The 25388-nt window shown below is 45.7% G+C and carries 27 protein-coding genes, 1 tRNA gene and 1 riboswitch; of the genes, 15 read left to right on the forward strand and 13 right to left on the reverse strand.

Annotation, left to right across the window (positions count from 1 at the left end; all coding sequences use genetic code 11):
• The first annotated feature begins 225 nt into the window (after positions 1-225).
• The 4 genes from QUB12_RS14560 to QUB12_RS14575 all read left to right on the forward strand — a co-directional run bounded on the left by QUB12_RS14560 (position 226) and on the right by QUB12_RS14575 (position 3647).
• Positions 226-804 (forward strand): Uma2 family endonuclease, encoded by a 579-nt coding sequence (locus QUB12_RS14560; protein WP_333307261.1) that lies wholly within the window; start codon positions 226-228, stop codon positions 802-804.
• A gap of 38 nt (positions 805-842) precedes the next feature.
• A riboswitch (cobalamin riboswitch) is annotated at positions 843-987 on the forward strand.
• 97 nt (positions 988-1084) lie between these two features.
• On the forward strand, positions 1085-1585 hold the full coding sequence (locus tag QUB12_RS14565; protein ID WP_333307263.1) for a hypothetical protein: 501 nt from the start codon (positions 1085-1087) through the stop codon (positions 1583-1585).
• Positions 1586-1604: 19 nt separating this feature from the next.
• Positions 1605-2471, forward strand: a complete 867-nt coding sequence (locus QUB12_RS14570) for a methyltransferase domain-containing protein (protein WP_333307265.1) — start codon at positions 1605-1607, stop codon at positions 2469-2471.
• A 297-nt stretch (positions 2472-2768) separates the two neighbouring features.
• Positions 2769-3647, forward strand: coding sequence for an ABC transporter ATP-binding protein (locus QUB12_RS14575; protein WP_333307267.1), 879 nt, complete (start codon positions 2769-2771; stop codon positions 3645-3647).
• Positions 3648-3807: 160 nt separating this feature from the next.
• On the opposite strand, the gene QUB12_RS14580 is transcribed toward QUB12_RS14575, so the two are convergent.
• Positions 3808-4509: a diacylglycerol/polyprenol kinase family protein gene (locus QUB12_RS14580; RefSeq protein ID WP_333307269.1), complete on the reverse strand. Its 702-nt coding sequence runs from the start codon at positions 4507-4509 to the stop codon at positions 3808-3810.
• Between the two features lie 170 nt (positions 4510-4679).
• Here QUB12_RS14580 and QUB12_RS14585 point away from each other — a divergent pair, with 170 nt between their 5' ends.
• From QUB12_RS14585 to QUB12_RS14600, 4 genes are all read left to right on the forward strand, one after another.
• Positions 4680-4871 carry a hypothetical protein gene (locus QUB12_RS14585; protein ID WP_333144515.1) on the forward strand — a complete coding sequence of 64 codons (192 nt, stop codon included), beginning with the start codon at positions 4680-4682 and terminating at the stop codon, positions 4869-4871.
• Positions 4864-5001 carry a type II toxin-antitoxin system PemK/MazF family toxin gene (locus QUB12_RS14590; RefSeq protein ID WP_333307271.1) on the forward strand — a complete coding sequence of 46 codons (138 nt, stop codon included), beginning with the start codon at positions 4864-4866 and terminating at the stop codon, positions 4999-5001. The genes QUB12_RS14585 and QUB12_RS14590 overlap by 8 nt, the downstream gene beginning before the upstream one ends.
• A gap of 108 nt (positions 5002-5109) precedes the next feature.
• Positions 5110-5334, forward strand: a complete 225-nt coding sequence (locus tag QUB12_RS14595) for a hypothetical protein (RefSeq protein ID WP_333147085.1) — start codon at positions 5110-5112, stop codon at positions 5332-5334.
• Positions 5335-5378: 44 nt separating this feature from the next.
• Positions 5379-5660, forward strand: a complete 282-nt coding sequence (locus tag QUB12_RS14600; protein WP_333301110.1) for an antibiotic biosynthesis monooxygenase — start codon at positions 5379-5381, stop codon at positions 5658-5660.
• Between the two features lie 56 nt (positions 5661-5716).
• Here QUB12_RS14600 and QUB12_RS14605 read toward each other — a convergent pair whose 3' ends face one another.
• Positions 5717-6673 (reverse strand): glycosyltransferase, encoded by a 957-nt coding sequence (locus tag QUB12_RS14605; RefSeq protein ID WP_333147081.1) that lies wholly within the window; start codon positions 6671-6673, stop codon positions 5717-5719.
• A 105-nt stretch (positions 6674-6778) separates the two neighbouring features.
• Entirely contained in the window at positions 6779-7249 is a 471-nt protein-coding gene (locus QUB12_RS14610) for a tetratricopeptide repeat protein (protein ID WP_333147079.1), read from the reverse strand.
• A 76-nt stretch (positions 7250-7325) separates the two neighbouring features.
• Here QUB12_RS14610 and QUB12_RS14615 point away from each other — a divergent pair, with 76 nt between their 5' ends.
• Positions 7326-8825, forward strand: coding sequence for a glycosyltransferase family 4 protein (locus QUB12_RS14615; protein WP_333147077.1), 1500 nt, complete (start codon positions 7326-7328; stop codon positions 8823-8825).
• A gap of 34 nt (positions 8826-8859) precedes the next feature.
• Positions 8860-10782, forward strand: coding sequence for a hypothetical protein (locus QUB12_RS14620; RefSeq protein ID WP_333147075.1), 1923 nt, complete (start codon positions 8860-8862; stop codon positions 10780-10782).
• A gap of 475 nt (positions 10783-11257) precedes the next feature.
• Here the strand turns inward: QUB12_RS14620 and QUB12_RS14625 are convergent, their stop codons facing one another.
• Positions 11258-11404, reverse strand: a complete 147-nt coding sequence (locus QUB12_RS14625; RefSeq protein ID WP_333147073.1) for a hypothetical protein — start codon at positions 11402-11404, stop codon at positions 11258-11260.
• A 321-nt stretch (positions 11405-11725) separates the two neighbouring features.
• The gene (gene upp / locus QUB12_RS14630) at positions 11726-12361 is read right to left on the reverse strand and encodes a uracil phosphoribosyltransferase (protein ID WP_333147071.1); all 636 of its coding nucleotides are present in this window, start codon (positions 12359-12361) and stop codon (positions 11726-11728) included.
• Between the two features lie 603 nt (positions 12362-12964).
• Here upp and QUB12_RS14635 point away from each other — a divergent pair.
• Entirely contained in the window at positions 12965-13537 is a 573-nt protein-coding gene (locus tag QUB12_RS14635; RefSeq protein WP_333147067.1) for a DUF4360 domain-containing protein, read from the forward strand.
• Between the two features lie 140 nt (positions 13538-13677).
• Here the strand turns inward: QUB12_RS14635 and QUB12_RS14640 are convergent, their stop codons facing one another.
• The 3 genes from QUB12_RS14640 to QUB12_RS14650 form a co-directional block, all read right to left on the reverse strand.
• Positions 13678-14925 carry a URC4/urg3 family protein gene (locus tag QUB12_RS14640; protein WP_333147065.1) on the reverse strand — a complete coding sequence of 416 codons (1248 nt, stop codon included), beginning with the start codon at positions 14923-14925 and terminating at the stop codon, positions 13678-13680.
• Entirely contained in the window at positions 14922-16004 is a 1083-nt protein-coding gene (locus tag QUB12_RS14645) for an adenylate/guanylate cyclase domain-containing protein (protein ID WP_333105679.1), read from the reverse strand. Before QUB12_RS14645 ends, QUB12_RS14640 begins: the two co-directional genes overlap by 4 nt.
• Positions 16005-16093: 89 nt before the next feature.
• Positions 16094-17341: a GTP cyclohydrolase II gene (locus tag QUB12_RS14650; RefSeq protein ID WP_333147063.1), complete on the reverse strand. Its 1248-nt coding sequence runs from the start codon at positions 17339-17341 to the stop codon at positions 16094-16096.
• 418 nt (positions 17342-17759) lie between these two features.
• On the opposite strand from QUB12_RS14650, the gene QUB12_RS14655 reads away from it, so the two are divergent.
• Complete coding sequence (locus tag QUB12_RS14655) at positions 17760-19094, forward strand: cytosine deaminase (RefSeq protein WP_333307273.1); 1335 nt, start codon at positions 17760-17762, stop codon at positions 19092-19094.
• A 247-nt stretch (positions 19095-19341) separates the two neighbouring features.
• Entirely contained in the window at positions 19342-20016 is a 675-nt protein-coding gene (queC, locus tag QUB12_RS14660; RefSeq protein ID WP_333147058.1) for a 7-cyano-7-deazaguanine synthase QueC, read from the forward strand.
• A 248-nt stretch (positions 20017-20264) separates the two neighbouring features.
• Here queC and QUB12_RS14665 read toward each other — a convergent pair whose 3' ends face one another.
• Together QUB12_RS14665 and QUB12_RS14670 are read right to left on the reverse strand one after the other, a co-directional pair.
• Entirely contained in the window at positions 20265-20594 is a 330-nt protein-coding gene (locus QUB12_RS14665) for a tetratricopeptide repeat protein (RefSeq protein ID WP_333147056.1), read from the reverse strand.
• Positions 20595-20629: 35 nt separating this feature from the next.
• Entirely contained in the window at positions 20630-20959 is a 330-nt protein-coding gene (locus QUB12_RS14670; protein WP_333147054.1) for a tetratricopeptide repeat protein, read from the reverse strand.
• Positions 20960-21123: 164 nt separating this feature from the next.
• On the opposite strand from QUB12_RS14670, the gene QUB12_RS14675 reads away from it, so the two are divergent.
• Complete coding sequence (locus QUB12_RS14675) at positions 21124-21738, forward strand: hypothetical protein (protein ID WP_333147052.1); 615 nt, start codon at positions 21124-21126, stop codon at positions 21736-21738.
• A gap of 7 nt (positions 21739-21745) precedes the next feature.
• On the opposite strand, the gene QUB12_RS14680 is transcribed toward QUB12_RS14675, so the two are convergent.
• On the reverse strand, positions 21746-23227 hold the full coding sequence (locus QUB12_RS14680) for a hemolysin family protein (RefSeq protein ID WP_333147050.1): 1482 nt from the start codon (positions 23225-23227) through the stop codon (positions 21746-21748).
• A gap of 68 nt (positions 23228-23295) precedes the next feature.
• On the reverse strand, positions 23296-23985 hold the full coding sequence (locus QUB12_RS14685; RefSeq protein WP_333147048.1) for a hypothetical protein: 690 nt from the start codon (positions 23983-23985) through the stop codon (positions 23296-23298).
• A 185-nt stretch (positions 23986-24170) separates the two neighbouring features.
• On the opposite strand from QUB12_RS14685, the gene QUB12_RS14690 reads away from it, so the two are divergent.
• Positions 24171-24243 (forward strand) — tRNA-Ile (locus QUB12_RS14690).
• Between the two features lie 255 nt (positions 24244-24498).
• Here the strand turns inward: QUB12_RS14690 and pyrR are convergent.
• Entirely contained in the window at positions 24499-25032 is a 534-nt protein-coding gene (pyrR, locus tag QUB12_RS14695) for a bifunctional pyr operon transcriptional regulator/uracil phosphoribosyltransferase PyrR (protein WP_333147047.1), read from the reverse strand.
• Positions 25033-25388: the final 356 nt, after the last annotated feature.

The raw sequence follows: 25388 nt of genomic DNA on the forward strand, positions 1-25388 counted from the left end.
GGCGGGAAAGATGCCCAACCCCTACTCCCCCCAAGAAAATTCAATCTTTGTGGAACAGGCATCTTGCCTGTTCTTGATGCCAAACTCACGCCCTACAAAAAAATTCCCTCTTTGTGGAACAGGCATCTTGCCTGTTTCTTAGCATGATTAAAATCTACTTTTCTGTTGAATTAGCCAAATTTTTAAGATAAAATGAAATGAGTAGATTAAAGGAGAGCGTTGTGTATGATCGCGCAAGTTGAAACCAAAACCTACACCGCTGAGGAATATCTAGAATTAGAAATCAATTCTCTGGATCGGCATGAATTTATCAATGGGGAGATTGTTCTGATGGCTGGCGGCACACCGGATCACAATGAAATTACCACTAATTTAGTTGTTGCGCTGAAACTGGCGTTAAAAGGGAAACCATATCGGACTTTTAGTTCGGATCAGCGGCTTTGGGTTCCGCAGCTTAATAATTATACTTACCCGGATGTGATGGTGGTAGCGCGCCCGATCGAGCTGCAATCTGGACGGACGGATACAATTACCAATCCGCTGCTAATTGCTGAGGTGCTGTCTAAAGGTACCAAAGCTTATGACCGCGATGAAAAGTTTGCTGCCTATCGCAGTATTCCTAGTTTTCAGGAGTATTTATTAATCGACCAATATCGGCTACAGGTGGAGCAATATTCTAAAACTGATGCGAATAAGTGGATTTTTTCGGAATATAGCTGTATGGGCGATCGGCTGAGTTTAACATCTGTTGCTGTGGAAATTTCGCTTGCAGATTTGTATGAAAATATTGAGTTTGGTGAATAGGCGGACGCTTTTTTGTCAAATCTCCCAAATAGTGGTAATATCCCCGTATATCGATCGGCTCTGATGGAGAACAGCCATCAGACGTAAGGGGGAAAGTTCGGTGCGAATCCGGCGCTGTCCCGCAACTGTAATGAGATCATTGCATCTCTGAGTCAGGATGCCCGCCGATTTGTTTACAATCATGTTTTTCATCTGCGAGGTATGGATGATGGTGAGTTTATTATTTTTTTTATTATGGGATTGGGTTTTTTTAACCGCAGATATCAGCAGATAAACACAGATGAACGCTGATATAATTCGCTCTGGGTTCGGAAGCGTATCTTATTTTAATGGAAAAGAAATGCGAATCGAAGATAGTGTTTGGCAGGGTAGTTTTGGCTACTGGCAAAACTTGTTTATTCACCAGAATATTTTGCCGATCGGACATACTGCTTGGAATGGCTTTTTGAATCGAGGACGAGGCTTGGTTGCGTGCAAAATCAATACTCCCATTAACGGTTCTGTGAATTGGAGCGTAGATACTATCAAGTACGATCTGCAATTTATTTCCGACTTGGAGGCAACCGTTTATTTGCAACAACTAGAACTAGAGGAAAACACTGTTTCCAATCTGCTCTCTATCATTGATAGCTACGAACCCAAGGAAGCAATTATATTTTTGTCGATCGCCAACGGTCAGATTGATATCAATTTGTTGCAAAAGTTGGCAATTTCTCCTGTGGAGTGCTATGAACAAGTATGCAAGCGCTGGGAAGAATTTCAACTCTGCCCGAAATCCTAAAACTTACTAAATTTTCCGAATGCCGCAGCCAAAATCCATCGAAATTTCCAAGGTAACTCGCTACCAAAATGCAGCCCTTAATTACTATTTGGGCCTGACAGATTCGCCCTACCTTCACTACGGCTATTGGGAAACCCTACCTGTACCCGCTGACGAACTAACGATCGCACGATTGCGCCTCGCTCAGCAAGCTTATACTGTAAAACTGTTAGATGCAATCCCCAAAGGCACTCATACGATACTCGATGTGGGTTGCGGGATTGGCGGAAATGCGGCTTATTTGCTCGATCGAGGTTTTGCAGTCGAAGGGCTCGCACCCGATCCGTTCCAACAACAGCGCTTTCTTAAGTGTACGGGCGATCGGGCAATCTTCCACCTCACGAGGTTTGAAGACTTCAAAGCAACCCATTTCTACGATCTTATTCTCTTTAGCGAAAGTAGCCAGTATATGTCGGCTGTTGATATTGCTAACGGTGCCGCCAAAATCCTCAATCCCGGCGGTTATGTTTTGCTGGCTGATATGCTGCGATCTGATGCTAATTATAAAGAGGGAATGTTCTCTAATTGTCATGTTGTTACGGAACTTCATGCAGCATTAAAGCAAGCTGGATTCACTTTAGTAAAAACTGAGGATATTTCCGCCCATATTTTGCCAACAATCGATTTGTATGTCGATACTTTCCGCCGATATGGACTGAATACGATGATCTATGTTGCAGATTTGATTGCGATCGCAGTTCCCCCCGTCCACAAATTCCTGCGCTGGATATTTCGTCGCTGGTTCAAGAAGCTGGTGGTTGAAGGATTGGAGGCGGGCCAACTTTTTGAGCAACATCTCTGTTATGAAATGCAACTTTGGCAGCTACTAGAACCAGATAAACGCTGATACAAACTAACCCTCATAAGTTTGTAGTGAGGATGAAGAATCCTTTCTTAATCAGGACTAAAGTCCTTACTACGAACCAATTTTATTATGGTAATCCACCGGATACGATCTAACAAATAACCAATAATATCAAATCCGGTAGCATCGGAATTAATGTTACCCACAGTCAGGACACGGCAGTGCTATGTCCCTACAATTAATCCCGGTAGGGAAACGGCACTCCCGTGTCCGACATATCATAAAAAGTGCAACCGGAATTGATATAACCAATAACAAATAACCAATAACCAATAACCAATGCCCAATGCCCAATGCCCAATGCCCAATGCCCAATGCCCAATTCTAGAATTCGCTGGCACTTCCTACTCCTATCCCTGCGGTTCGCGAGTGGCAATTCAGGGTTTAAATCTCAAAGTCCCCGCTGGGAAACGCTGCGGGCTTATCGGTCAAAATGGCTGTGGCAAAACTACCTTTTTTCTGTTAGCAAATGGCTTATATCAACCGCAACAGGGAATCATTAGCTGGCAAGGTAAACCCTTTCGCTACGATCGCAAATCTTTGATGCAACTGCGCCAACAAATCGGACTTGTCTTTCAAAATCCCGAACATCAATTAGTAGCTTCGACGGTAGAAGAAGATATTTCCTATGGATTGTACAATTTAGGCTTGAGAGAATCCGAAATTGCTCAACAGGTACAGCAGGCGATCGAGCAATTCGATCTAAGCGAACTCGCCCGCGAACCAATTCACAATCTCAGTTTGGGCCAGAAAAAGCGGGTTTCCATCGCCGATATCATGATTCTCAAGCCCAAACTACTCCTGCTAGATGAACCTACCGCCTATCTCGATCCGCGTCACACCCGACAACTGATCGGTTTACTTCAACAAATTCACGGCGCCGGAACCACTATTCTTTTAGCAAGTCACGACCTCGATTTCATCTACCGCTGGGCTGATTGGGTGTTTGTAATGGATCGAGGAAAATTGATTTTAGAAGGAACACCGGAAAGCGTTTTTGCTCAGCGGGATGTCTTGGAACAATTGCAGCTTGGCGTACCGCTGGCGATCGAGCTGATGGAGCAAATAAGGGCGATGTTTCCAACAGACGATCGCTCAAAAATCCCCGCTTTCGAGCAATGGCAACAACAAATTTTACAAGCACGTCGGCTGCTTTAACGGGACTTAGACAATTGATAATTGGTGTTGTTGATTCACGGTATGAATTACTTTTTAGCTTGATGTTACAAAACTCACCATACTTGGCTTATAGCAATTGCGGAATCTTGAATTATTCATAGCTGTATCCAGCAACGCCACCCGTGGGGGGAAGTTCAGATTACACATTACCAATCATCAAAAATTGATTTAGGAAAAAGGCGATCGCCCCACTGCCGATCGGTACAGTGAGATTGTCAATTCCCAGCTTGGAAACCGACTCCAAAGTAGCAGCAACTAAAGCTACAACAGCAGACACAGCCCAAGTTTGCCAAATATTGCCTTGAACCGCCAGCAAAATCAAACTGCTAACAGCAAAACTCACCAAATACATAGTTGCAGAACCTTCCCAACTCTTCTGAATTCCCCCAACTCGATAAATATGTTTGCCGTATTTCTGGCCGATGACAGCAGCCAATCCGTCGCCCCAAGTCATGACTAAAATGCCCAAAGCAGCGTACTCCTGATGTTGCAGCGGCCAAAACCAAGCCACGAGAACGCTGATACTAACAGCATAGAAAAAAGTCCCCAAACTCTTGCGGTTGATACTGTTAAGACTGGGCAAAATCGGAACTTGGTAAGAAATTAGGGCGATCGCGCCTGCTAAAACCCCCGCCGAAATCCCCACCCAACCGGGTATTTCCAGCCACCACGCCAGCAAAATCACATTTCCACTACCCATGTGCACCACCTTCCGCGATACTTCAGGATCGACAGAAGTAAAGCGATTTAACCCTTCAGCTACCAGTAAAATCAAGCCCAGCCAGACTCCCACGAGGGAAATTTGCAGCCACACAGTCGGAACTTCAGAAAATATAGACACGATATTTAGGAAAAACTTAGATCGGGCACTGTTTACTACTTTAGTGGAAAGCGCGATCGATGTTAGAACCCCGCAGCCTTAAAGTGCTGCGGGGAGCTGGCTGTTATGTTTTTTGAGGTTGGTCTACTTAAAACCTGTGCTATGCTATAAGCAAGTCTAGGGAAAAAGCTATGACTATTTTAGTAGAAGAACTTTTGAATACCTTTGAGCGATTAACAGACTCAGAGCGGTTAGATTTGGTATTGGAAATTTTGAAACGGACTGTTTATTTAGACTTCCCGCCCCTATCTGATGACGATTTAGTTCTCAATGCTGAGGGACTTTTTCTAGAGCTAGATGAGGAAGAATCCGTATATGAATAGTCCAGAGCGTGGTGAAATCTGGTTAGTCGATCTAGGTTATACTGCGAAAGTTAGACCATGTTTGGTCGTGAGTATTCCTGCTCTAAATCAAGACCGGGCATTAGCGACTCTAGGAATGAGAATTAAATAACTTCCACAAGATTGTGGGATGGGCGTCCCGCCCGTCCAAAAAGGACGGGCGGGACGCCCATCCCACAATAACAATTAAAATTGTAAGTTATTTAATTCGCGATCCCTAGTGCCACATACAACAAGTCTAAGCGGTTCAAGATTTGAGGCGAAAGTCAAAAATAAGTTCCTCCGAGAAGGAGTATTTGACGTACAAAATATGATTACAATTCCTCATGCAAAGCTTCTACGCAAATTGGGAAGTCTGACATCCGAGAAAATGCTCGAAGTAGAACAGGTAATACTTTTGTGGTTGGGATTTAAAGAGGAAAATGCTGAGGGAGAGGAGGAGTAAACCGAACCATTGAAGTTTTGAAATTATCAGAGAAGCTGATTACTATGCAGTATGTCTTAATTATTCATGAAGTAGAAAAATATGAAGCTTGGAAAAAGGTATTTGATCGTGCTGAAAGCATCCGAAAAGAAGCGGGCGAGCGTTCGTATCAAGTCTTGAAGTATGAAAATGAACCCAACAAAATTGTTCATTTCTCCGCGTGGACATCAATCGCAGATGCTAGGGCGTTTTTTGACTCGCCTAGACTGGTTAAAATTAGAGAAGAAGCGGGAGTTAAAGCTCCTGAGTTTATCTATCTAGACCAATTAGAGTCAGGAGTATTGTGAAAGTAATCAGACTTGGCGGTTGAAACGGCCGGTTATTCTGTGGAAATCCTACGCCTTTACAACTCCCGTTTCAACAACTCCCGCACGAACTCAAACGCCCTTGGACGCAACTCGACGGGCAGCAGCGACAATCCCAAACCCGCCCACATTTTCGCCTCAGAAACAGACTTTCCAGCTCGCACCATCAGGCGCCCTTTTTGAGTTTCACCCACTTCAATCAGTCGCAAACCTAGCGCTAATTGAGTTTCTGCAATCCTTTTGAGCCTGACTGTTTCCAACTTCTCCGACTCAAACTCGTAGCCCGTCAAATAGCGCAATTTATCGCTTAAATACGGAATTGCCCGATCGACTCCTTGCTGTCCTGCATGAACTCGATACTCCATCAACAGCTCCGGCAAGTAATAGCACTTTTTGCCAGCAATCGCAAGTCTCACAAACAAATCGTTATCTTCGCAATTTTGCAAATTCGGCCGCAGAAATCCAACTTCTTCCAGGGCGCGGCGCCGAAACAGAGTCGCCCCTATTTGCAAACTTTGTCTGAGAAAAACAGCAGATAGCAAATCTTCAATAATTCCAGCCGATAACTCGGTGCGGCCCCACCGCTGCGAATTCAGTTTCGTCTGGTTTTCATCAATATAATTGTTCATGTCGATCACCCAGTGATCGGTACTGACAAAATCAATGCTGGAGTCTTTATCTAAAATAGCAGATGTCCGCTCTAAAAATTGCGCGCTCAGGCGATCGTCATCGTCAAACTTGATAAAATATTCGCCCCTTGCCGCCGCAAAGCCCGATCGCATATTATTACTCTTGCCGATATTCTGTGGGTGGCGAATGTAGCGAATCCCGCGATCGACAAATTCCGACATCAATAGTGGAGTGCTGTCAGTAGAACCGTCATCACAGATAATTAATTCAAAATCTGTATAAGTTTGAGCTAAGACGCTGGCGATCGCACAAGCCAGTAGATGCACTCGATTGCAAGTAGGAATGCAAACGCTAATTTTCGGCACAAATTTATACTATTTTAGATTAGAAATCGTCGAAGAATTTTGCAATTCAGTCCAGAGAAAAGAACCACCAATGCCCAATGCCCAATGCCCAATGCCCTATGTATTTTAACTCAAACGAGCCGTACATTCGAGAATTAACTTTTGATTCACCAAAGCAAACGGTTGAATTTCCAAAGCGCGGCGAAAAGCTTGAATAGCATTTAGGTATTCTCCCAAGGCAGCGTAGCACAAACCCAGACCGTGCAACGCCCCAAAATGCACCGGGTTCAGTTTGAGGACGATTTCGCAGTCGTGGATCGACTTTTTATAATTTCCTTGGGTATAGTGAAGTACGGCGCGTCGGTTCCAAGCTTCAGCAAAATCCGGCGCTTCCGCAATCAGATTCGTCAGCAAATCCAAAGCGTGGTGAACATCGCCTGCATCTAACGAAACTTGCGATCGCCTGAGAATTTGCATCCCATAGTCACCTTTCTGGTTAAACCAAGTGTGCCAGAGTTCTGTAGTTGCCCGATCGCGCACGCTTTGGTCGGGCTTTTTCAAGTCTTCGAGCAGCGCCTTAAGAGATAATTCGTCCATAAATGCGAAGATTGTTAAAAAGATTTAATCAATCAATTTTATCGCGCAAGCGGCAACTTTATTTATTCCACATCCCATGAAGATTTTGATGCTTTCCTCGACTTTTCCCTATCCGCCAAGCCGCGGAGGAACTCAGGTAAGGACGTTTAATTTATTACAATACTTGAGCCGGCGACATCATGTAATTCTCGGCACTGTACGATCGCCCGATGTCACCGATGCACAAATCGACACATTGCGCCAGCAAGTCACAGAATTAGCAGTTTTTCCCAACCCGCGATTACCCCCCCAACCCCCCCTTATTAAGGGGGGGCTAAGACTCGATCCAGAACCCGATGGGGATTTTTTGCCTCCCCCCCTTAACCAGGCATGGCTGTTTCATTCTCACCAAAAACATGAATTTTGTAGGGGTAGTGCCCCCGTGCCTACCCCCGACCTAGACGATTCGATCGGCAGATCCGACCAAGAGGGCCGGCACGGGGGCACGGCCCCTACGGATAATGAAACAGCCCCCCTTAACAAGGGGGGGACTGAGGGGGGGTTCTCTGAAATAATAGGAAAATTCCACAGATTCGGTCGATTTTTGTTGTCCGGGACGCCTCCGAACGTACTCTCAAGCTACTCCCAAGCAATGCAGAATTGGGCAGACGAATTGGTAACAGCAGGCAAATGCGATGCTGTCACCTGCGAGCACAGCGTTAACGAGATTTACGTGCGTCCAGAATGGCGGCAAAAACTGCTGACAGTGGCAAACATTCACAGTTCCGTTTGGGGAACTTGCAGGGAAATGTTAGCAACCGGCACCTCGGAAAAACCCCTGCGCGATCGACTAAATTTACCGCTACTCGCCCGCTACGAAAAACGCTATTGTTCCAAATTCTCCCGCATTGTTGCGACAACATCCACAGACAGAGAGCAACTCCTAGAATTGCTGTCGCCTCGGGTACAAGTGCGAGGAAAACAAGATTTTTTTGTACCTCCCATTGATGTAATTCCTAACGGCGTGGATTTGACCGAATTTCCCTACCGATCGATCGATCCGGGAGGACACACCTTAATTTTTGCAGGCGCAATGAATAATTTGCCCAATATTGACGCGGCGCGGTTTCTGAGTTTGCAAATACTGCCGCCTTTGCAGCAGCGCTATCCCGATGCTACCCTCACCTTAGTAGGGGCTTCGCCAGTCCCGGAAGTGCTCGCATTGGGGAAACTTCCCGGAATTCAAGTAGTAGGCCGGGTGCAAAGGGTGGCAGAATATTTGCATCAAGCTGCTGTTTGTGTGGTGCCGATGCGGATTGGTTTTGGGATTAAAAATAAAACTTTGGAGGCGATGGCTGCGGGAACTCCCGTGGTTGCTAGCGATCGAGGTTTGGAGGGTTTAGCCGTCGATGGCGGCCCACAACTGATAAGGGCCTTGCGGGCGAACAAAGTTCAGGAGTATGTTGAGGCGATCGCCAGTTTGTTTGAAAATCAGCAGCTAAGACAGGAGCTCTCTGTCAGGGCTCGATCGCTCGTGGAAAGCCAATACACTTGGGATATCATAGGTCGGCAGTACGATCGGCTATTGCAATTTTAAACTCTAAATTCTAAAATCTAAATTCTAAAATGGCATGATGGAACACAAAATTAACCCCTCAAAAAATCGAGCCAAACCCCCAGAAACTCGCCAAGTTGCTCCTCCTCCGACAAGACGGCGGCGCCAAACCCGACGCCCCAAAAATCTTCAAGAGTCCCAGCTTCCAATACCTACTCCCCGAACTCGCGCCAGATATCCCTGGAAAAGACTGATAGCTAATTTGACAGCCCTCAGCATCTTGGGTGGCTGTACAGCTTTGATGGGAGGCGGCGCTTGGCTGAGTTATCAGCTAATTGTCGATCCCAATGGCAACAGGTTGATCTCTCAGTTTGTGCCGGAATGGTCGCGCCTGCCTACAGGTAGCAGAGATTCGATCCAAACTCTCGATCAAATCAAAGCCAGCGTCCGCAAATTGGGATTCGTAACCGGAGAACCCCTGCCGCTTCCCGTCGATCAATCCCGCGATAATTCTATTTCCGATTTGCTATTGCCGGTGATGGTAGAAAGAACTGTTAAGGCTTCTACTGTTTGCAAAAATCCTTGCCGTCAAATTGTCGAACTTCGGGTGTACAAGCGAGTGCAACTTCCCGATCGCAGTTCCGATAAAGAGCAGTATTTTCAGTTAGCAAGTTCTGTGAATGTAGAAGGCCCTGCGGAATCTTTTGTCATTGCTTCTTTAGCTGACTCTACATCTGACAATCAAGCCTCGAATCAGTCGTTACCCCTAACAGAACTGCGCCGCTTTGACGGAAAGCCCCCCGCATCAGGCATTTGGTTTAATGTTAGCGGTAAACTAATGCGGGGCGACAGGAAAATTCCCTACGGACAAGTCGTTCGCTACAACCCCAGCCAAAATCATTTAATGCCGCTGTTGGAGTGGGCGAGTGCGGCCGGACAACCGCCGAATTGGCAGCAAATTGTTAAGGGCGAAAACCCCCAGTTGGCGATCGACCAAACAGTTGGTTTAGAGCCACAATTTACCCTTTATCAAATTGGCCCGCGCAAATTTTTGCCGAACCCCGTTCAGTTAACGGCGATTTCTTTAGAAGAAATTGCTTTCAATGACGAGACTTACAAAAATGGGCTGCGACTCGCGAAAAGCGGGCTGTGGTCTCCAGCATTAAATGTTATGCGTGTGGCGAAGGGGAAAGCTGGCAAAAATTGGCCAGCAGTCGCGCAAGCTCAGCTAGAAACGATCGAATTTCACGCTAAAATTACTCGGGCTCAGGCGATCGCATCTTGGGCCAGTCCCGGTCAACAAGTTCTCGCAGAATTGATCGACGGCCGCTGGACTGAAGCTTTGCAAGTATTTGAAGCCGATCCGAGTAACAGTCACGAAATAGCCACAACCCTCAAAAATGACGGCGGGCGGATCTGGAACCGCATCGACGCCGCCTTGAGAGTGAATGCCGCTGACGCCGATGTCAAGGCTTGGGGCGCCCTGATTGTAGCTTCTCAAGACGGAACTCGCGAGGCGATGAATTGGCTCGACCAGCAATCAGATACTGACAGCGAAACCAGAAGTCGAATTCGGAATTTGGTCAACAAACTTGAGGAAGCAGTTTCTCAGGCTGAAAATCTAGAAGACCACAAAAGTCAAATTATGGGTTCTGCTACTTTAATTAACAGTGTCAATCCCGCTGAGTGGCTGGAACCAGAACCGAACAATGAGTTAAAATTGGCGGGAGAACAAGTTTGGTATCAGGTGCAGGTAGCGAGTTTTTACGACGGTAGCCGCTGGGTTAATTCGCCTTTTTCAGATGTAGAAGTGCGCTCTTTTCCTGCTACTCAAGTCAAGTGGCTGTGGGGGCGGCTGGGATTGCAGGCTGACCCCAAGATTAAGATTGAGGTAGCGATGGCTAACGGTCAACAAAGAGTTGCTGTGGGAACGGTGAAAGCAGTGCAGGTTCAAGATGGAAGTCTGCGCTTGCTGGCGGCGGTTGACAAGCGATCGTAATCTGGCAGAAAGCCTTCGGCATATAGAACAGTCCCGGAGGCACTCTTGATATCAAATCCGGCTGCGCCGGAATGAGATCAAATCCGCGCTTCATCGTCGGGCGTAAAGTCGAATGAAGCTGCCAACAAATATCAACGCAATTTTCAGTTTTTTGACTCACAGTCAACAGTTAACAGTCAACAGTCAACCATCATGAGGAGTGCAACCGGAATCGATATGACACAAAGAAACCGGGTTTTTTTACCATTTCTGCCGATTGCAACAGAAGTATTTTCGTAAAAAAACCCGGCTTCCTTCCATCTGTACGTCCAAAACTAGGAAAAAGGAAAATTCTTTCTTTTGCGCCTCCGGTAACTCCGAAAGCAGCGCAATCTCAAAACTCTTCCCCTCCCCACTTATCGCTCTCGGACAAGAATGCACACAAAAATTTTGTTAATCTAATTAACACCACTGGCGCACAAAAAACCCAGAGATGTCAAATCGCGCCCTTTTTAGAGAGTGCTGCAATCATCTGCCGTTTCACGGCCTTAGCCCAAAGCTCAAACTCCAAACTGTTGATATTCTGAATTTTCACTTCCTCAACAGAGTGAGTTGGGGCTTCTTTCTGTGCTGTAGTCTCCATTCTTTTTTCCTCGTCCAAGAATTGTTAGTAGTCGATCGCAAACGGTTAGGATCATACATCTATTTTATGAACTAACCGTTTGCGATTAATTACACTAAAGGCAGAGATTTTCCCCATAAGATGCAGTAAATACATTGAGATAATGCGATTTAGGAATTTAATGTAAAAAAAATCCTACAACCCTTGCTATATATAGGCTTTTCCTGACATTAAAATCTTACAATTTACATTGTATGGCACTATCAAACCAATAGTTATGTTAGTAAACTTTTTTTTAAATGAATGTATTGACATATACAGCAGAAAACAATTTTATTGAATTCACATAGTGCCGTAAAGTCGATCGCCCGCATCTCCCAGTCCGGGTACAATATAGCCATGCTCGTCCAAACACTCGTCAACTGCCGCCGTATAAATCTGCACGTCAGGATGTTGTTCGTGAAAGTGCCCCACTCCCTCCGGTGCCGCCAGCAAACACAAAAATTTAATAGACTTCGGATTAACTTCTTTCAGCCTATCCACTGCCGCCACTGCTGAATTACCAGTAGCCAGCATCGGATCAACAATTAAAACATCTCGCTGTTCAATATCCTGGGGAACTTTGAAATAATATTCGATCGCCATGCGAGTTGTCGGATCGCGGTACAAACCAATATGTCCTACCCTCGCAGACGGAATCAGCTCTAAAATACTATCTAACAGTCCCTGACCCGCGCGCATAATCGAAATAATAACAATTTTCTTTTCTGCAGCCAGCACCGGTGCATTCATTTTGGCGATCGGCGTTTCTATTAGTTCGTATTTTAGCGGCAAATCTCGCGTCACTTCATAGGCGAGCAGCATTCCAATCTCTTTCAGCAATTGGCGAAATTTCGCCGTGCTCGTTTGAGTTTGCCGCATTAGAGTTAACTTGTGCTGTATCAAAGGATGGTCGATGACAGTAACTTTAGCACTCATTTTTTTGAATAATTAATTGGCTTTATTCTAACTTATCAGCCATCGAGGCATTCTTGACGCAAAAAAAAACCGGTTTCTGCCGCCCCTGCGTCCGGGACTACTTATATCAAACCCCTATTGAAAACACCAATATCCCGCGAATAAAATTCCCTCCGACAATTGCCTTTCATCCGCCCAGCGCGACACTAAGTATGCGAGGTTTGAAAATACACAAATATGTCATTCTCTCGTTTCCTCTTCTTCCCGCACTCTTCCTAATAACGCAGATCCGGGCCCAAAAGCCTCCCCACTGGTTTCGCTGTCTCGCGCTCCATCCAAGCCCAATAACACAGATCCGGAGTTTTGCACCGAAACCTTCCGGAACTTTTACCAACCGATATGAATCTTAAGAAGTATCAACATAAAACCTATTTTTTCGATTAATTCACTAATCGAAAAAACCTGAATAGGAACTGCCCATGAGGTTATAAGCTTGGCTTGACTGGCTTTTCATCTTGCAACATGAAGCCGGCAATATCCAAGTTTAAAACACATTACCTAAATTCAGTTCCATTTTTTTAGGGTGCTCCTAACACACAACTGAACTTATTAAGGAGAACATCCATGAAGTTTGTAAAACTATTGCTAGCTACGGCATTAATGACAGCTTCTATCAGCCCCGCATTGGCTAATCCTGCCGTTAAAATTTTAGGTGCAAGCTACGGCGGTAGCGGTTGCCCAGATCGCTCCGCCAGCGTCAGCGTCAGCCCCGACGGTCAAGAACTCACCATCCTATTTGATAAATTTGCAGCCCAAGGAAATGTCTCAACAGAAAGCCGGAAAAGCTGCAATCTGAGCATTCCCATCAAAGTACCCCAAGGCTACCAAATTTCTATCTACGATGCTGATTATCGCGGCTACGTGGCTCCTAGAACCACAGGCAACCTGCGAGCAGAATACTTTTTCGCTGGAGCGCGCGGCCCAGTTTTTAATCGGAATCTCAGCGGCGAAACTAACTACAATGTTCGAGATAAGTTAGGTACTTTAGCTAATGTTTGGTCTCGCTGCGGCGACAGTGTAAATATGCGAGTAAATGCTGCGATGACAGCCCGCGGTGCCGGCATGGCCACCGTTGACTCCTTCGATTTGGCTCATCGCGGTTTAGTTTATCACGTCAAATATCGCACTTGCCGCTAAGCAGCTTGTTAGGAGTGTAGTGTGAGGTATTGTTTTCAGGTTTGAATTGGGAATTTTAAGTTGGAAGAGGGGATAATTTTCCCTCTTCCTTCTTGCTTCTTCCCTCTTGCTTCTTCCCTCTTCTCTCTTCCTTCTTCCCTCTAAAACACAGTCCCGTCACTTTCAATCTGAATTGGCGGCACTCCACCAGCCCTCAATTCGGCGGCAATCTTCCGCCCCGCCGCCCAAGTTCCTCCTTGCAAAATCTTCACCAGCGGCAATTGTTCCGCACTCAAATGCAGCTTTTCTCGAATAGCTGCGGCAATTTTATCTAAAAGATTCACAGTGAGCGATCGCCATTCTACTATAACTTCCGAACCAGGCAAGTAACTCTGCTCAAAAATAGCCGAATCTTTTGCCTGCAGCAGCCCGATATCCAAACAAAAACCGCCGTTGCGGTACTCCGGCAATCCCGTTAACTCATCCAATCCGGCGACTTCTAAACCAAGTTCTTGCAGCGGTTCCAACAGCGAATAAGTCAACCACTGCGATAGTTTGTGAAACGGCACGAATTCATCTCCCAGATTTTCTCCTTGTAATGCCCGATGCCGCCAAACATCGCCTAAATTAACTCCACCAATTGCATATCTTCCCGGCCAAATTTCCCCAAAACCTGTCAAAACAGCGCTCAACACGATCGCAGCCTTCACAGTTTTGCCTCCCGAAACCCGACTGTCGAGCAAGTATTTTGCTAAATTGCCGGGACGCGGGTTTTCGCTGCCAAATAATAATGGATGCTGGCCAATCGCATTTCCCAAACGCTGCAATAATTCTAATCTGCCTGTTAAACCAACTAGGGGATTGTCTCGACTTACCTGAAATCCAGCAGCTAAGGTTTCTAGTTTTAATTGAGAAAGTCCCTGAGAATCAGCTTGCCAAGGAAAATCGGGATTGCTGGAAAAAACACCTTGACAAAACATCCGCAAGCTGGCTATTGCTAACCCTTCAGAACGGCGGTAAACCTGCCCGGTTTCTGGTTCACAATACTGCCAATCTGCACCAGCACCGGCATCGAGCAAAACGCTAATAATTGCTAAATCAAATTTTATCTTAGCTTGCTCTATGAGTGCAAATTCTGCTAAAGCTGCATTCAATTCGGCGAGTCGCGACAAGTTGCCAGCTTCAAAATGTCGCCAGCGACTGTGAAAGGGAATGTTAAAATCGGGATATTGTTGGCGCGTTGTGTCAATTACATAATTTGCTGCTTTGTCGAGTTGGGATAAATCGACGCGGAAGTAGCGAAGTTTGTCCTGGCGGGCTAAATCAAAAAGCCGATCGCACTTTTGGCGAATAGCAACCGGCGTTCTCAGATATTCTACAGTCTCAATTTCACTATTGCCCAAGTTCATACTACCAAACATCGGTAAACATCGTTTTCTTGAAAAAAGTCAAACTGACTGTAATCTAAAAGATTATCTAAAATCGCATTTTTATCGATTTTGATCAGCTTATATTCCCACTTCGACCCGCTGACTTCGCGTTTTATGTGATCGGAAACTATCACCGAGTTTTTTTCTTTTCCCGGAGATACTATTTTACTTAAATCTTCCAGTCTGTCGGCTATGTGAATATCTTTTCCGTAAGTGCAAGACCTAAATATATATAGATTTCCCTTCGCAACTCCCACCGACAAGCCACAAGGTATTTGATTGGCGTTAATAAAAAGTTTCCAATTTTCGCACAGACTTTCCATTGCCGCTAAGGCTGAGTGAGCTTCCGGGAAAGTCAACAAATGCGAATCCCCAACAATACTCCGAATTGTGCCGCCGTATTCTTCGCAAATTGTTTTTTCAAAAGTATCAAAGTTGGTGAGCAAATATTCCACATCTTTGATTGAATTAGATTCTTGATAAGCAATAAAACCTCTCAAATCTGCTTTAATTATTGCTTGATTTTTGATGATTCGCGTTTTGTAACTTTGGTCAACTTTGTATACTTTTTCAGGTTCGCTCATCCCTTTCAAAGAAAACTCGTTGACAAAAGATGTTTGCACTTCTGCTTTGTTGAGGGCCAGCCATGCTGCTTGGGACAAATATATTTCATCCGGCGGAGTTACTGATTCTATGCGCGCTGTTAAATTCACCGTATCGCCAAAGATATCTTTATCTTGATGCAAGACATCTCCTAATGTAATCGACACGCGAATAGCCAATCTTTCGTCGTTGGCTTTGCTAGATTGTTGCGATCTCAATTCTTGCTGCATTTCTATCGCAGCCACAGCCGCGGCTGTGACGCTGGGAAAAATTATCCAAAATGAATCACCTTCCCCTTTAATCACGCTGCCTTCATTTCTGGCGCTAATATCTGAAACAAAAGTTTTATGTTCGTTTAACAAACTACTTAAGTCCGACTGAGATAATTTTTTGACTCTGGCGGTATATCCGCAAATATCTGTTTTTACGATCACACTAGAACGCAAATTAGCCATAACCTACCCTGACTGATCAAAAACCAGCAATAAATTTTATGTAGCAAAGACGCGATTGTTCGCGTCCCATCGGTCGCGTCTTTGCCCTCTCAATCTCCTAAATCGCGTCCGATCGCTTCTGCAAGAATTGTAGCATCTGGCACAGGGTCTGGCGTGTAGTAGCCGGCGGCTTTTTTGGCGATAATTTCGACTTGTGCGTCTGCGGGAATCCAATCTTCAGGAATGGGGATGCGATCGACCACCTGAATGCCAGAATTGATAATCGCATTGTATTTCATATCGCTCATAGAAACTAAACTGTCAATGCGAGAGATCCCCAACCAGTGCAGCACGTCTGGCATTAGTTCTTGAAACCGCATATCTTGAACTCCCGCCACGCATTCAGTGCGCGTAAAATAGGCATCAGCGCGATCGCCACCTTCCTGCCGTTTTCTGGCATTGTACACCAAAAACTTAGTCACTTCCCCCAAAGCTCTCCCTTCCTTGCGGAAGTAAACTATTACGCCAGAACCGCCTGATTGGGCCGTTTGGATGCAAATTTCAATCCCGTGTACCAAATAAGGGCGACAAGTGCAGATATCGGAACTGAAGACATCTGAACCGTTGCATTCATCGTGTACCCGTACCGCCAACTGCTTATCCGGGTCAGAAATATTCGCGACATCGCCAATAATATAAACCGTAGTTCCGCCAATTGGTGGCAAGAAAACCTGTAAGTCCGGCCGCGTCACTAAATCCGAGAACATTCCGCCTGTTTGCTCGAACAGGACACGGCGGAGAACGCTTTCTTGGGCCCCAATTCGCCTAGCAATTCCCGGCAAATACCACACCGGATCGATCGCAATTTTAGTTACTGCTAAATTGCCACCTGCTTTGACTATTTTGCCATCAATTTGCACCCGCCCCTTAGCGATGGCATCTTGCAATTCTGGCATATTAATGTGAGCTTTAGTGACAGCAATTGTCGGTCGAATATCATATCCCTGCTGGAGAAATGAAGTATAAACTTCGCTGACCAAACCCCCAAAGGGATCGAGAGAAACAATCAAATTGCGATCGCCCCAACTAGGGTGCGGCCCGATGTGTGCGGCCGGAGAGGTGTTGGTAAAATCGGGGCGGTGATCTGCTTGGAGTGCGCCGGAAGCCACTGCTAGCGCGCGATAAACAGAATAGGAACCCGAATGAGTGCCGATCGCATTCCGGTGAGACGATTTGGTAAGGCTGCCAATCACAGGCCCCCGTTTCAGCGGATCGATTTCTCCCCAGTAAATGGGATGAGGTTTTGTGCCGGCTCTGTCGGGATGGGATGTTAAAACTATATGCTTGGGTTTTGACACAGTTGTTTTTGGCTCTTGCTATGGATGCTGCTGTTAGTTGAAAGTGAAATTGCAATCTGAAGCAGTGATTTATGATAGCAACAGGATTCAGGATCGGGAAGTATCCGGCATAGCAAAACTCGTGAAGCTGACTTGCGCGGTTTCTTCAAAAATATAAAATTTTTATATTTTTGCTTCAGCGATCGGGGCTGCACTACCAACAACAAAGCTACCTATTTAATTCAAGTTTCTTTAGCGATTTTATTTCATTTGTGCATGAGATTTTTTTGAACTAACCACAGAGGGCGCAGAGGACGCAGAGTCTCTATAAAATATAGAAAGAGGAAAAGAGAGATGTTCACAATTCCTGCAAGGGTTGCTATAGTTACAACTGGTAGTGCTGAATTATCAAGAAAATACATACTAACTCACAAAATTAATGTTGCCAAGTACATCTAATTATTTGCTCAAAAATAGTCGCGTACCCGCGTCTCTTCTAGAGATGAAATCGCTCGCCTCGTCAGCTTCTACTGTGGCGACAACGGGGAGTGAGAACAATTTTTGTTTGGTGGATTTGGAAATTGCGGCAGGGGCGATCGCCCAAATTACTCCAGCAGGTACAAAACCTGTATCCTCCTCTGGAGATATCCCAGTTATAGATTTGCAGGGCGGCTTAGTTTGGCCTTGTTTTGTGGATATGCACACCCATTTAGACAAAGGCCACATTTGGGAACGATCGCCCAATCCCGATGGAACTTTTGCCAGCGCGATCGAAGCGGTAGGCGCTGACGCCCAAAAAAACTGGAATGCAGAGGATGTTTACCGGCGAATGGAGTTTGGCCTCAAGTGCAGCTACGCCCACGGAACCAAGGCTATCCGCACTCACATTGACAGCGCGGGCGAACAGGGAACCGTTAGTTTAGAAGTATTTGAAGCGCTGCAAGCCGAATGGGGCGATCGGCTGATCTTGCAAGCTGTTTCCCTGGTTTCCCTCGACTATTTCCTGACACCCGCCGGCGAAAAATTAGCCGATCGCATAGCCCAAACTGGCGGCATTCTCGGCGGAGTCGCCTATATGAATCCCGACTTAGATAAACAACTCGATCGAGTTTTTGCCTTAGCCAAAGAACGAAATTTAAACATCGACTTCCACACCGACGAAAACGACGATCCAGATTCAGTAACATTGCGGGAAGTCGCAAAAACCGCCATCCGCCATGAATTTGGGGGTCAAATAATCTGCGGACACTGCTGTAGTTTAGCCCGACAACCCTCAGATTTAGTAACAGAAACTCTGGGATTAGTCAAGCAAGCAAATATTGGCATTGTCAGCTTGCCGATGTGCAACCTTTACCTGCAAGACCGAGAATCTCAGCATACACCGCGCTGGCGGGGAGTGACACTGCTGCACGAACTCAAAGCAGCAGGAATTCCCGTTACAGTTGCTAGCGACAATTGTCGCGATCCGTTTTACGGATTTGGCGATCATGATGTTTTGGAAGTTTTTAATATGGCAGTCCGCATCGCTCATTTAGATAGGCCCTATGGAGACTGGCCCTGTGCAGTGACAAAGACTCCAGCCGATTTAATGGGATTGCCGAATTTAGGACGAATTGCAGTGGGTTTACCAGCAGATTTGATTTTGTTTAAGGCGCGTAATTTCAGCGAATTGTTATCTAGAGCGCAGGGCGATCGCACAGTTTTGCGGCAGGGCATTAAAATTGATACAACTTTGCCCGATTACCGCGAACTCGATGACTTGTTACGAATTTAAATCGGACATTTTGTACGAATATCAAGAACAGGCAAGATGCCTGTTCCACAAAAGATGAATTTTCTTTCTACTCGTTACTAGGCAGAGCCGGGGAACCAGTTAATTGAGTTTTGTGGAACGGGCATCTTGCCCGTTATTGACAATGGTGTAATATGTAGGTTTCAAAAAGCATTTAGCATTGGTATATTGTCAATTCGCCACTATTTTGATATAAATATAAAAGCTAATTTTAGTGAGGATGTTTTAAGTGAAAGCAGTTATTTTATTGTCGGGAGGGCTAGATTCCTCAACAGTTTTGTATCAAGCCAAAGCCGACGGCTGCGAGTGTTATGCTATTTCCTTTGACTATAAGCAAAGACATCGGCGGGAGTTGGAATCAGCAAGGGCGATCGCACTTTCGGCCGCGGTTAAGGCACATCAGATAGTAAACTTTGACTTGACACTGTGGGGCGGTTCCGCTTTGACGGATGATGAGATGGAATTGCCGATCGATCGCACTCTGGGAGAAATGTCTCAAAACATCCCCATTACCTACGTTCCAGCTAGAAATACAATCTTTCTCAGCTTTGCCCTCGCCTACGCAGAAACTCTAGAAGCCGATCGTATTTACATCGGTGTCAACGCTTTAGATTATTCCGGCTATCCCGACTGTCGCCTCGATTACATCCAAGCCATGCAGGAAGTGTTTCGGTTAGGAACAAAGCAGGGAAGAGAAGGAGAAGCTATTAAAATTATAACACCTTTGATCGAACTTAAAAAAACCGAAATTATTCAATTAGGCAACAAATTAGGAGTACCTTGGGAGCAAACTTGGTCTTGCTATGCAGGCGGGGAAAATGCCTGCGGCGTTTGCGATTCTTGTCGGTTGCGGCTGGCTGCTTTTGAGGAATTGGGATTGAAAGATCCGGTGCCTTATACTTAAACAGGACTTACGCACGACGCCCCAGAAACCGGGTTTTTTCGAGTCTCTTTGCTTCCGCCCGCCGAAACGGTAAAAAACCCGGTTTCTAAGCATCGCAGCGGGTGGTCAGAAACCGGGTTTTTTCGCAAGAATATATTACAGATGGCAGAAGCTGCCAAAAACCCGGTTTCTTGGGTTTTGATGGGTAAGTCCTGCATGACTAAAATTTTTAAAATTGATTCTTAGTTAGTTTGGAATCATCCGAGTGCTTATTTACCTTTCGGCTCATCCTCAACTTCCGGTTGACCCTGGTCTTCCTGTTCAAACCTAATTTCATTTTGCAGCGAATTCAATGGGACTAAAAGCTGATCAGCCATTTGCGATTTTCCTCTAGCCCTGTAGATATCTATAGCTTTCTGAAAATCTTCCACTCCACCCTGTTTTTCTCCAATTACAGCTCGCATACGAGCACGAACCATATAAGCTTCTACAAAATCAGGATTGAGATTAATTGCTTGAGTAAAAGCTTCAACTGCTTCCTTATACTGTCCTTTGCGACCGAGGTCAAATCCTTGTTCATAAAGTTCTTTAGCTTCCATCGCATTCCTTAATTTATTTTGAATCAGTAGGCTGCTTATTTGTCTTCCGGCTCATCCTCAACTTCCGGTTGACCCTGGTCTTCCTGTTCATCCTTAATTTCATTTTGCAGCGTATTCAATGGGACTAAAAGCTGATCAGCTATGTCTGATCGTCCTCTAGCCCTGTAGATATCCATAGCTTTCTGAAAATCTTTAACTCCCCCATGTTGGTCTCCAGTTCCAGTCCGAGCATAAGCACGGTAAATATAAGCTTCTACAAAATCAGGATTGAGATTAATTGCTTGAGTAAAAGCTTCAACTGCTTCCTTATACTGTCCTTTGCGACCGAGGTCGAATCCTTGTTGATAAAGTTCTTGGGCTTTCATAGCATTTCTTAATTTCTGCTGTTCATCGCGCTTGCATAAAGGATCGAGTCTATTTACTTGAGCTGATGAATCAAGTATAAAGCACCCTGGTTCTTCCTGAGCATTCGCTACAGTCAGAAAAAGAGGTAGACTAATTATTGATTGTTTTTTCCAAGCTAAAAATTATGTCTATTGAAGAGCGCCGAGGTATTGAAACAATTGACAGAAACCAAAATCTACTTCTCGTTCGCGCTCCTATTGAGTCAGTGGCGGAAAAGTTCAGTAGGGCGAGACGTGCGGATGTTTGGGAACGGGATATCTACGATCGCGAAATCGAAATTACGGCCGAAAGCTATATTGTATTTCAGTTCCGAGGACATCCTTGGACGATCGTTGAGCAACTGAATCATCATCCCGGTTCCCTTGTATTTGGAGAAGGAGATGCTATCACCCTTTCCTGGTTCCTATCCACTCGCGCCATCTACTACAAATGCAGCGACACTTGCGGTTATATTGGTTATAACTGCTACGACAGAGGTGCATTTGCGGAGATGCTGTACTTTGAGGAAGAAATGGATCTCCTATTCCTCTCTGACTTTCGTGAGGTTAAAGCTGAGGACATTGACGATGCCTTTAACTTTACTTTCGCTTTTATGCAGGAGCAAGATATCTATATTCCCTACGCATATTACGAAAATGTTAAGGTTGGCGATCGCATTAATTTACGCCCCAAAGGCCCGACGTTAGATGATTTAGTACGCAGCGACTTCGAGCGAGTAGATTATCTAGGTATTCGCTAAAATATTCTCAACTAGAAAATTTCGCCACACTACTCACCCCGCTATTCTTTCGCCCTTTCCCGACATTATTTTCCCCATCCGCTGCTGCAATTCCATCTAAAGCTCGATCGCCCGCAGCCCCTTCCAACAAGTGAATTTGAAGTTGATCCAAGCGCGGCCCGGACACAGAAACAACCGTAAGTTCCACATTTTCGCCCCGCCAAACTTCCCCAGCAGCCGGCATTCTTTGCAACTGATAACTCAGAAAACCTCCGATTGTCTGATATTCGTCAGTTACTGGCAAATCCAAATTCAATATTTGATTCACATCATCTAAATTTAACTGCGCTTGCACCAAAAAAGTGCGATCGTCCAATACTTGCAAAGCAATTTCTTTGCTGTCGGGCGACTCGTAGCTGCGGCCGATAATTTCGGCAATCAAATCCCTCAGCGTCACTAACCCGGAAATGCCACCAAATTCATCGACAACTATCGCAATTTCTTCCGACGAACTCTGCATCAAAGGCAGCAATTCTCCCAGCAGCATCATCTCCGGCACAAACCTGACCGGACGCATCCAAGGTACAATTGGCGTGTCGGGAGAGAGCAAACCTTCAGCTAGGGGTTTCGCAAGTTGTTTGAAGCCAATAATGCCGATAATGTCGTCTAAAGAATCTCCCGTCACGGGATAGCGGGAATGGTTAGAAATCGCCATTTCGTCGAGCAAATTTTGAAAGGTTGCCGTCTTCGGAAGTGCGACAATGCTAGGCCTCGGCACCATTACTTCTTGTACCCAAACTTCGCCAAATTCAAAGACGTTGTTGAGCAATTCTCGCTTTTCTGCTTCCAAGCCGCTTGATTCGCTGGAAGTAGCTATAATTAATTGCAGTTCTTCGGGAGTAACCGGCCGATGCCTTAGATCGTATTCGATGCCCGCAAACCGCAAAAGCGATCGAGTAGATTGATTGAGAAACGAGACAAAGGGATTGAACAAACGGGCAATCAATAAACTTGGAGGCCCTAAAGTTCTGGCTAGCTGTTCGGAATACAGTAAGGCTACAGATTTGGGAAAGAGTTCGCCCAGTACGATTTGCAGGTAAGCTAGCAGGAAAAAAGTTACTATTGATATGCTAAAAGAATGGGCGATCGCCGACTTGATGTAAATTGGCAGTGGCAAATAGCCGATCGACATTCGCACTAGCACGGCGATCGTACTTTCTCCAATCCAGCCGAGAGCTAAACTAGAAAGAGTGATTCCCAACTGCATTGTCGAAAGCAATCGCTCAATACTTTGCTGCAAAGATTGCACAGTTAAAGCTGCAACGTCGCCAGCTTCCACTAACTGATTGATGCGCGATCGGCGTACCGTCACCATCGAAAACTCAGCCGCCACAAAAAAAGCATTGATCGCAATCAGCAACAGCACTGACAGCAACCGCGACAGCACCTCTGTCAAACTCATCGCGGGTAAATCAGATATCTCCTGCACTCTCGCCCCTAAAAGTGACACAATGCTCCCTAAAAAAACTTTATCGATCGAACCTGAGAATCCCTCTGCAGGTTTGGTCTTCTTTTATTTTACTTCGCCACTGGAATGCCAGATATTTGCAACTGAAGTTTTTGACCTGGATAATCTGTCAGCGTCAGTGAAACTTCCTTAGCATTTTCCAGCAAAGCTGTGGGAATACTCACCGTACCGTAAAACACCTGCCCGTTGGGGGGGAGTTCCGAGGGCAAATCCTCGGCAGTCGCGCTTAGGGCCCGGCCACGATCGTCAGTGACGTTCAAGAAACTGTAGAGAAACCTCACAGCTTGGGAGCCCTCATTTTTCATGCTCACGTCTAGCAGCATGGAATTGTTGCGCTGACTGGCCGCGCTCACTTCCAGGGTTATTCCCCCGTCGCGACTGTTCAGGGGAAACTTGGCGCTGGCATTTTGTGCAGCCGGTTTTTTGGCCGCGGCTGGTTTAGAGCTTGCCTTCTCTGTTTTAGTATTTGCCCCGGCCGTTTTTTCGGGATCGCGACCTTCTACCCGTGCTTTGACGGTTGTGAGAATGTCTTTTTCTTTCAAAATGCTCACTTGGTCTTTGCTAGCGGTCGTTCCAGCCTTGCCACTGCCAGCATTGTTGCTGGGACGAACATCGGGTTGAGTCGTTCCTTGTAAGGCTTCGCGACCTATAGTAAATCCCCAAACAGAACTCGTCACGCCTGCTCCAAACATCAGAGCCAGCAGAATTAGAGTCAGCACTACCGTCGAATTCACTGCCATTGCCTATAAGTTTATGCCGAGTCGTAGAAACTGCTTTGTCCGGTCGATCGGCGAGAGCACATTGGCTAACAGGCGATCGGGGACTCAGCAGATCTAAAGATTTTGATTTTTGTTCTCTAGTTCTAGCACGGACTGAGAAATTATGTTATAATTCATTTTGAGTTAGGTCGAAGAAATCGATTTAACGGCAGTTGGCCGAGCGGTTTAGGCAGCGAACTCATAATTCGCCCCAGGCAGGTTCAACTCCTGCACTGCCGATTTTTAAGAACATAGGACGCTCCGCGCGCGAAAAACCCGGTTTCTTCCTAGAGGCTTGCTTACCCAAAAGCCCCTATTCTGGTAGAAACCGGGTTTTTTACGTTGTCAGTGGGCGGAAACGAAGTATTTTGCTCAGTGATGGACGCAAAAAGTGGTTTGACGCGCTACTTACAGCCCACCCTACTTAGTTTATTTAGCTGGACTTTGTTTAACAGTCAGTTTTGCCCAATCTCAAATCTCAAATCTCAAATCGTATCAACCCTTAATTAACTCCACTCCGTCGCGCCCGTCGAGCTCTTGAACGTAAACCTTAACTTGTTCTTCCTTTGCAGTCGGCAACTTTTTACCCGTAAAATCCGGCTGAATCGGTACTTCTCGGTGGCCGCGATCGACTAATACCGCTAACCAAATTTTCTCCGGCCGCCCGTAATCGTTCACCGCATTCAAAGCCGCTCGAATCGTTCTGCCTTTATATATAACGTCATCTACCAACACCACGGTTTTGCCCGTCAAATCGAAAGGAATTTCTGTTTTAGCCGGTGTCCGCATCGCAACTCGATCCAAGTCATCTCGGTAAAAGGTAATATCCAAAGCGCCCACGGATACTTTAACTTGTTCGAGCACTTCAATTTGATCTGCCAAAATTTGAGCTAAAGGCACTCCTCTACTATGAATGCCCAACAGCACTAACTCCGAGGGGTTCCCTGATTTTTCGACAATCTGGGAAGCGACGCGGGTGAGAGTGCGCCTCACTTCATCAGGGGATAAAATTTGGATAATTTTAGTCATTGGTTGCTGCGAGCTAATTGTTGGCTGTTGGCATATCGAACAATTGGAGATTTGAGATTTGAGATTTGAGATTGACTTGACAGATGAATCTGGGGGTTTGAACTCAAGTCAAAACTTTTTTTACTCCTGTCTGTGGCGGATCTCTGTCTTCTGCTGGGCTTACCCGGAACCGATGAAAAGCAGATGCTGCGATTGCAATGCTTGGAGCGCGAACAATAACAGAAATACGTTATTTATGCCTGATACTTTTAATTCAGACAATCCCCGACAATCGGTGAAAATCTGAATATAGCACACTCATCAGACAGGTCCCAGAGTATGGTGGTATCCCACAAAGCTTTGAGAAAAATCCCCAA

It is taken from the genome of Microcoleus sp. B7-D4, from assembly GCF_036705125.1.
Taxonomy (GTDB): Bacteria; Cyanobacteriota; Cyanobacteriia; order Cyanobacteriales; family Microcoleaceae; genus Microcoleus.

Coding starts and splice junctions, on each gene's coding strand:
- QUB12_RS14560 (WP_333307261.1), top strand. CDS start 226: ATGATCGCGCAAGTTGAAACCAAAACCTACACCGCTGAGGAATATCTA.
- QUB12_RS14565 (WP_333307263.1), top strand. CDS start 1,085: ATGAACGCTGATATAATTCGCTCTGGGTTCGGAAGCGTATCTTATTTT.
- QUB12_RS14570 (WP_333307265.1), top strand. CDS start 1,605: ATGCCGCAGCCAAAATCCATCGAAATTTCCAAGGTAACTCGCTACCAA.
- QUB12_RS14575 (WP_333307267.1), top strand. CDS start 2,769: ATGCCCAATGCCCAATGCCCAATGCCCAATGCCCAATGCCCAATTCTA.
- QUB12_RS14585 (WP_333144515.1), top strand. CDS start 4,680: ATGACTATTTTAGTAGAAGAACTTTTGAATACCTTTGAGCGATTAACA.
- QUB12_RS14590 (WP_333307271.1), top strand. CDS start 4,864: ATGAATAGTCCAGAGCGTGGTGAAATCTGGTTAGTCGATCTAGGTTAT.
- QUB12_RS14600 (WP_333301110.1), top strand. CDS start 5,379: ATGCAGTATGTCTTAATTATTCATGAAGTAGAAAAATATGAAGCTTGG.
- QUB12_RS14610 (WP_333147079.1), bottom strand. CDS start 7,249: ATGGACGAATTATCTCTTAAGGCGCTGCTCGAAGACTTGAAAAAGCCC.
- QUB12_RS14615 (WP_333147077.1), top strand. CDS start 7,326: ATGAAGATTTTGATGCTTTCCTCGACTTTTCCCTATCCGCCAAGCCGC.
- QUB12_RS14620 (WP_333147075.1), top strand. CDS start 8,860: ATGATGGAACACAAAATTAACCCCTCAAAAAATCGAGCCAAACCCCCA.
- QUB12_RS14625 (WP_333147073.1), bottom strand. CDS start 11,404: ATGGAGACTACAGCACAGAAAGAAGCCCCAACTCACTCTGTTGAGGAA.
- upp (WP_333147071.1), bottom strand. CDS start 12,361: ATGAGTGCTAAAGTTACTGTCATCGACCATCCTTTGATACAGCACAAG.
- QUB12_RS14635 (WP_333147067.1), top strand. CDS start 12,965: ATGAAGTTTGTAAAACTATTGCTAGCTACGGCATTAATGACAGCTTCT.
- QUB12_RS14640 (WP_333147065.1), bottom strand. CDS start 14,925: ATGAACTTGGGCAATAGTGAAATTGAGACTGTAGAATATCTGAGAACG.
- QUB12_RS14645 (WP_333105679.1), bottom strand. CDS start 16,004: ATGGCTAATTTGCGTTCTAGTGTGATCGTAAAAACAGATATTTGCGGA.
- QUB12_RS14655 (WP_333307273.1), top strand. CDS start 17,760: ATGTTGCCAAGTACATCTAATTATTTGCTCAAAAATAGTCGCGTACCC.
- QUB12_RS14665 (WP_333147056.1), bottom strand. CDS start 20,594: ATGGAAGCTAAAGAACTTTATGAACAAGGATTTGACCTCGGTCGCAAA.
- QUB12_RS14670 (WP_333147054.1), bottom strand. CDS start 20,959: ATGAAAGCCCAAGAACTTTATCAACAAGGATTCGACCTCGGTCGCAAA.
- QUB12_RS14675 (WP_333147052.1), top strand. CDS start 21,124: ATGTCTATTGAAGAGCGCCGAGGTATTGAAACAATTGACAGAAACCAA.
- QUB12_RS14685 (WP_333147048.1), bottom strand. CDS start 23,985: ATGGCAGTGAATTCGACGGTAGTGCTGACTCTAATTCTGCTGGCTCTG.
- pyrR (WP_333147047.1), bottom strand. CDS start 25,032: ATGACTAAAATTATCCAAATTTTATCCCCTGATGAAGTGAGGCGCACT.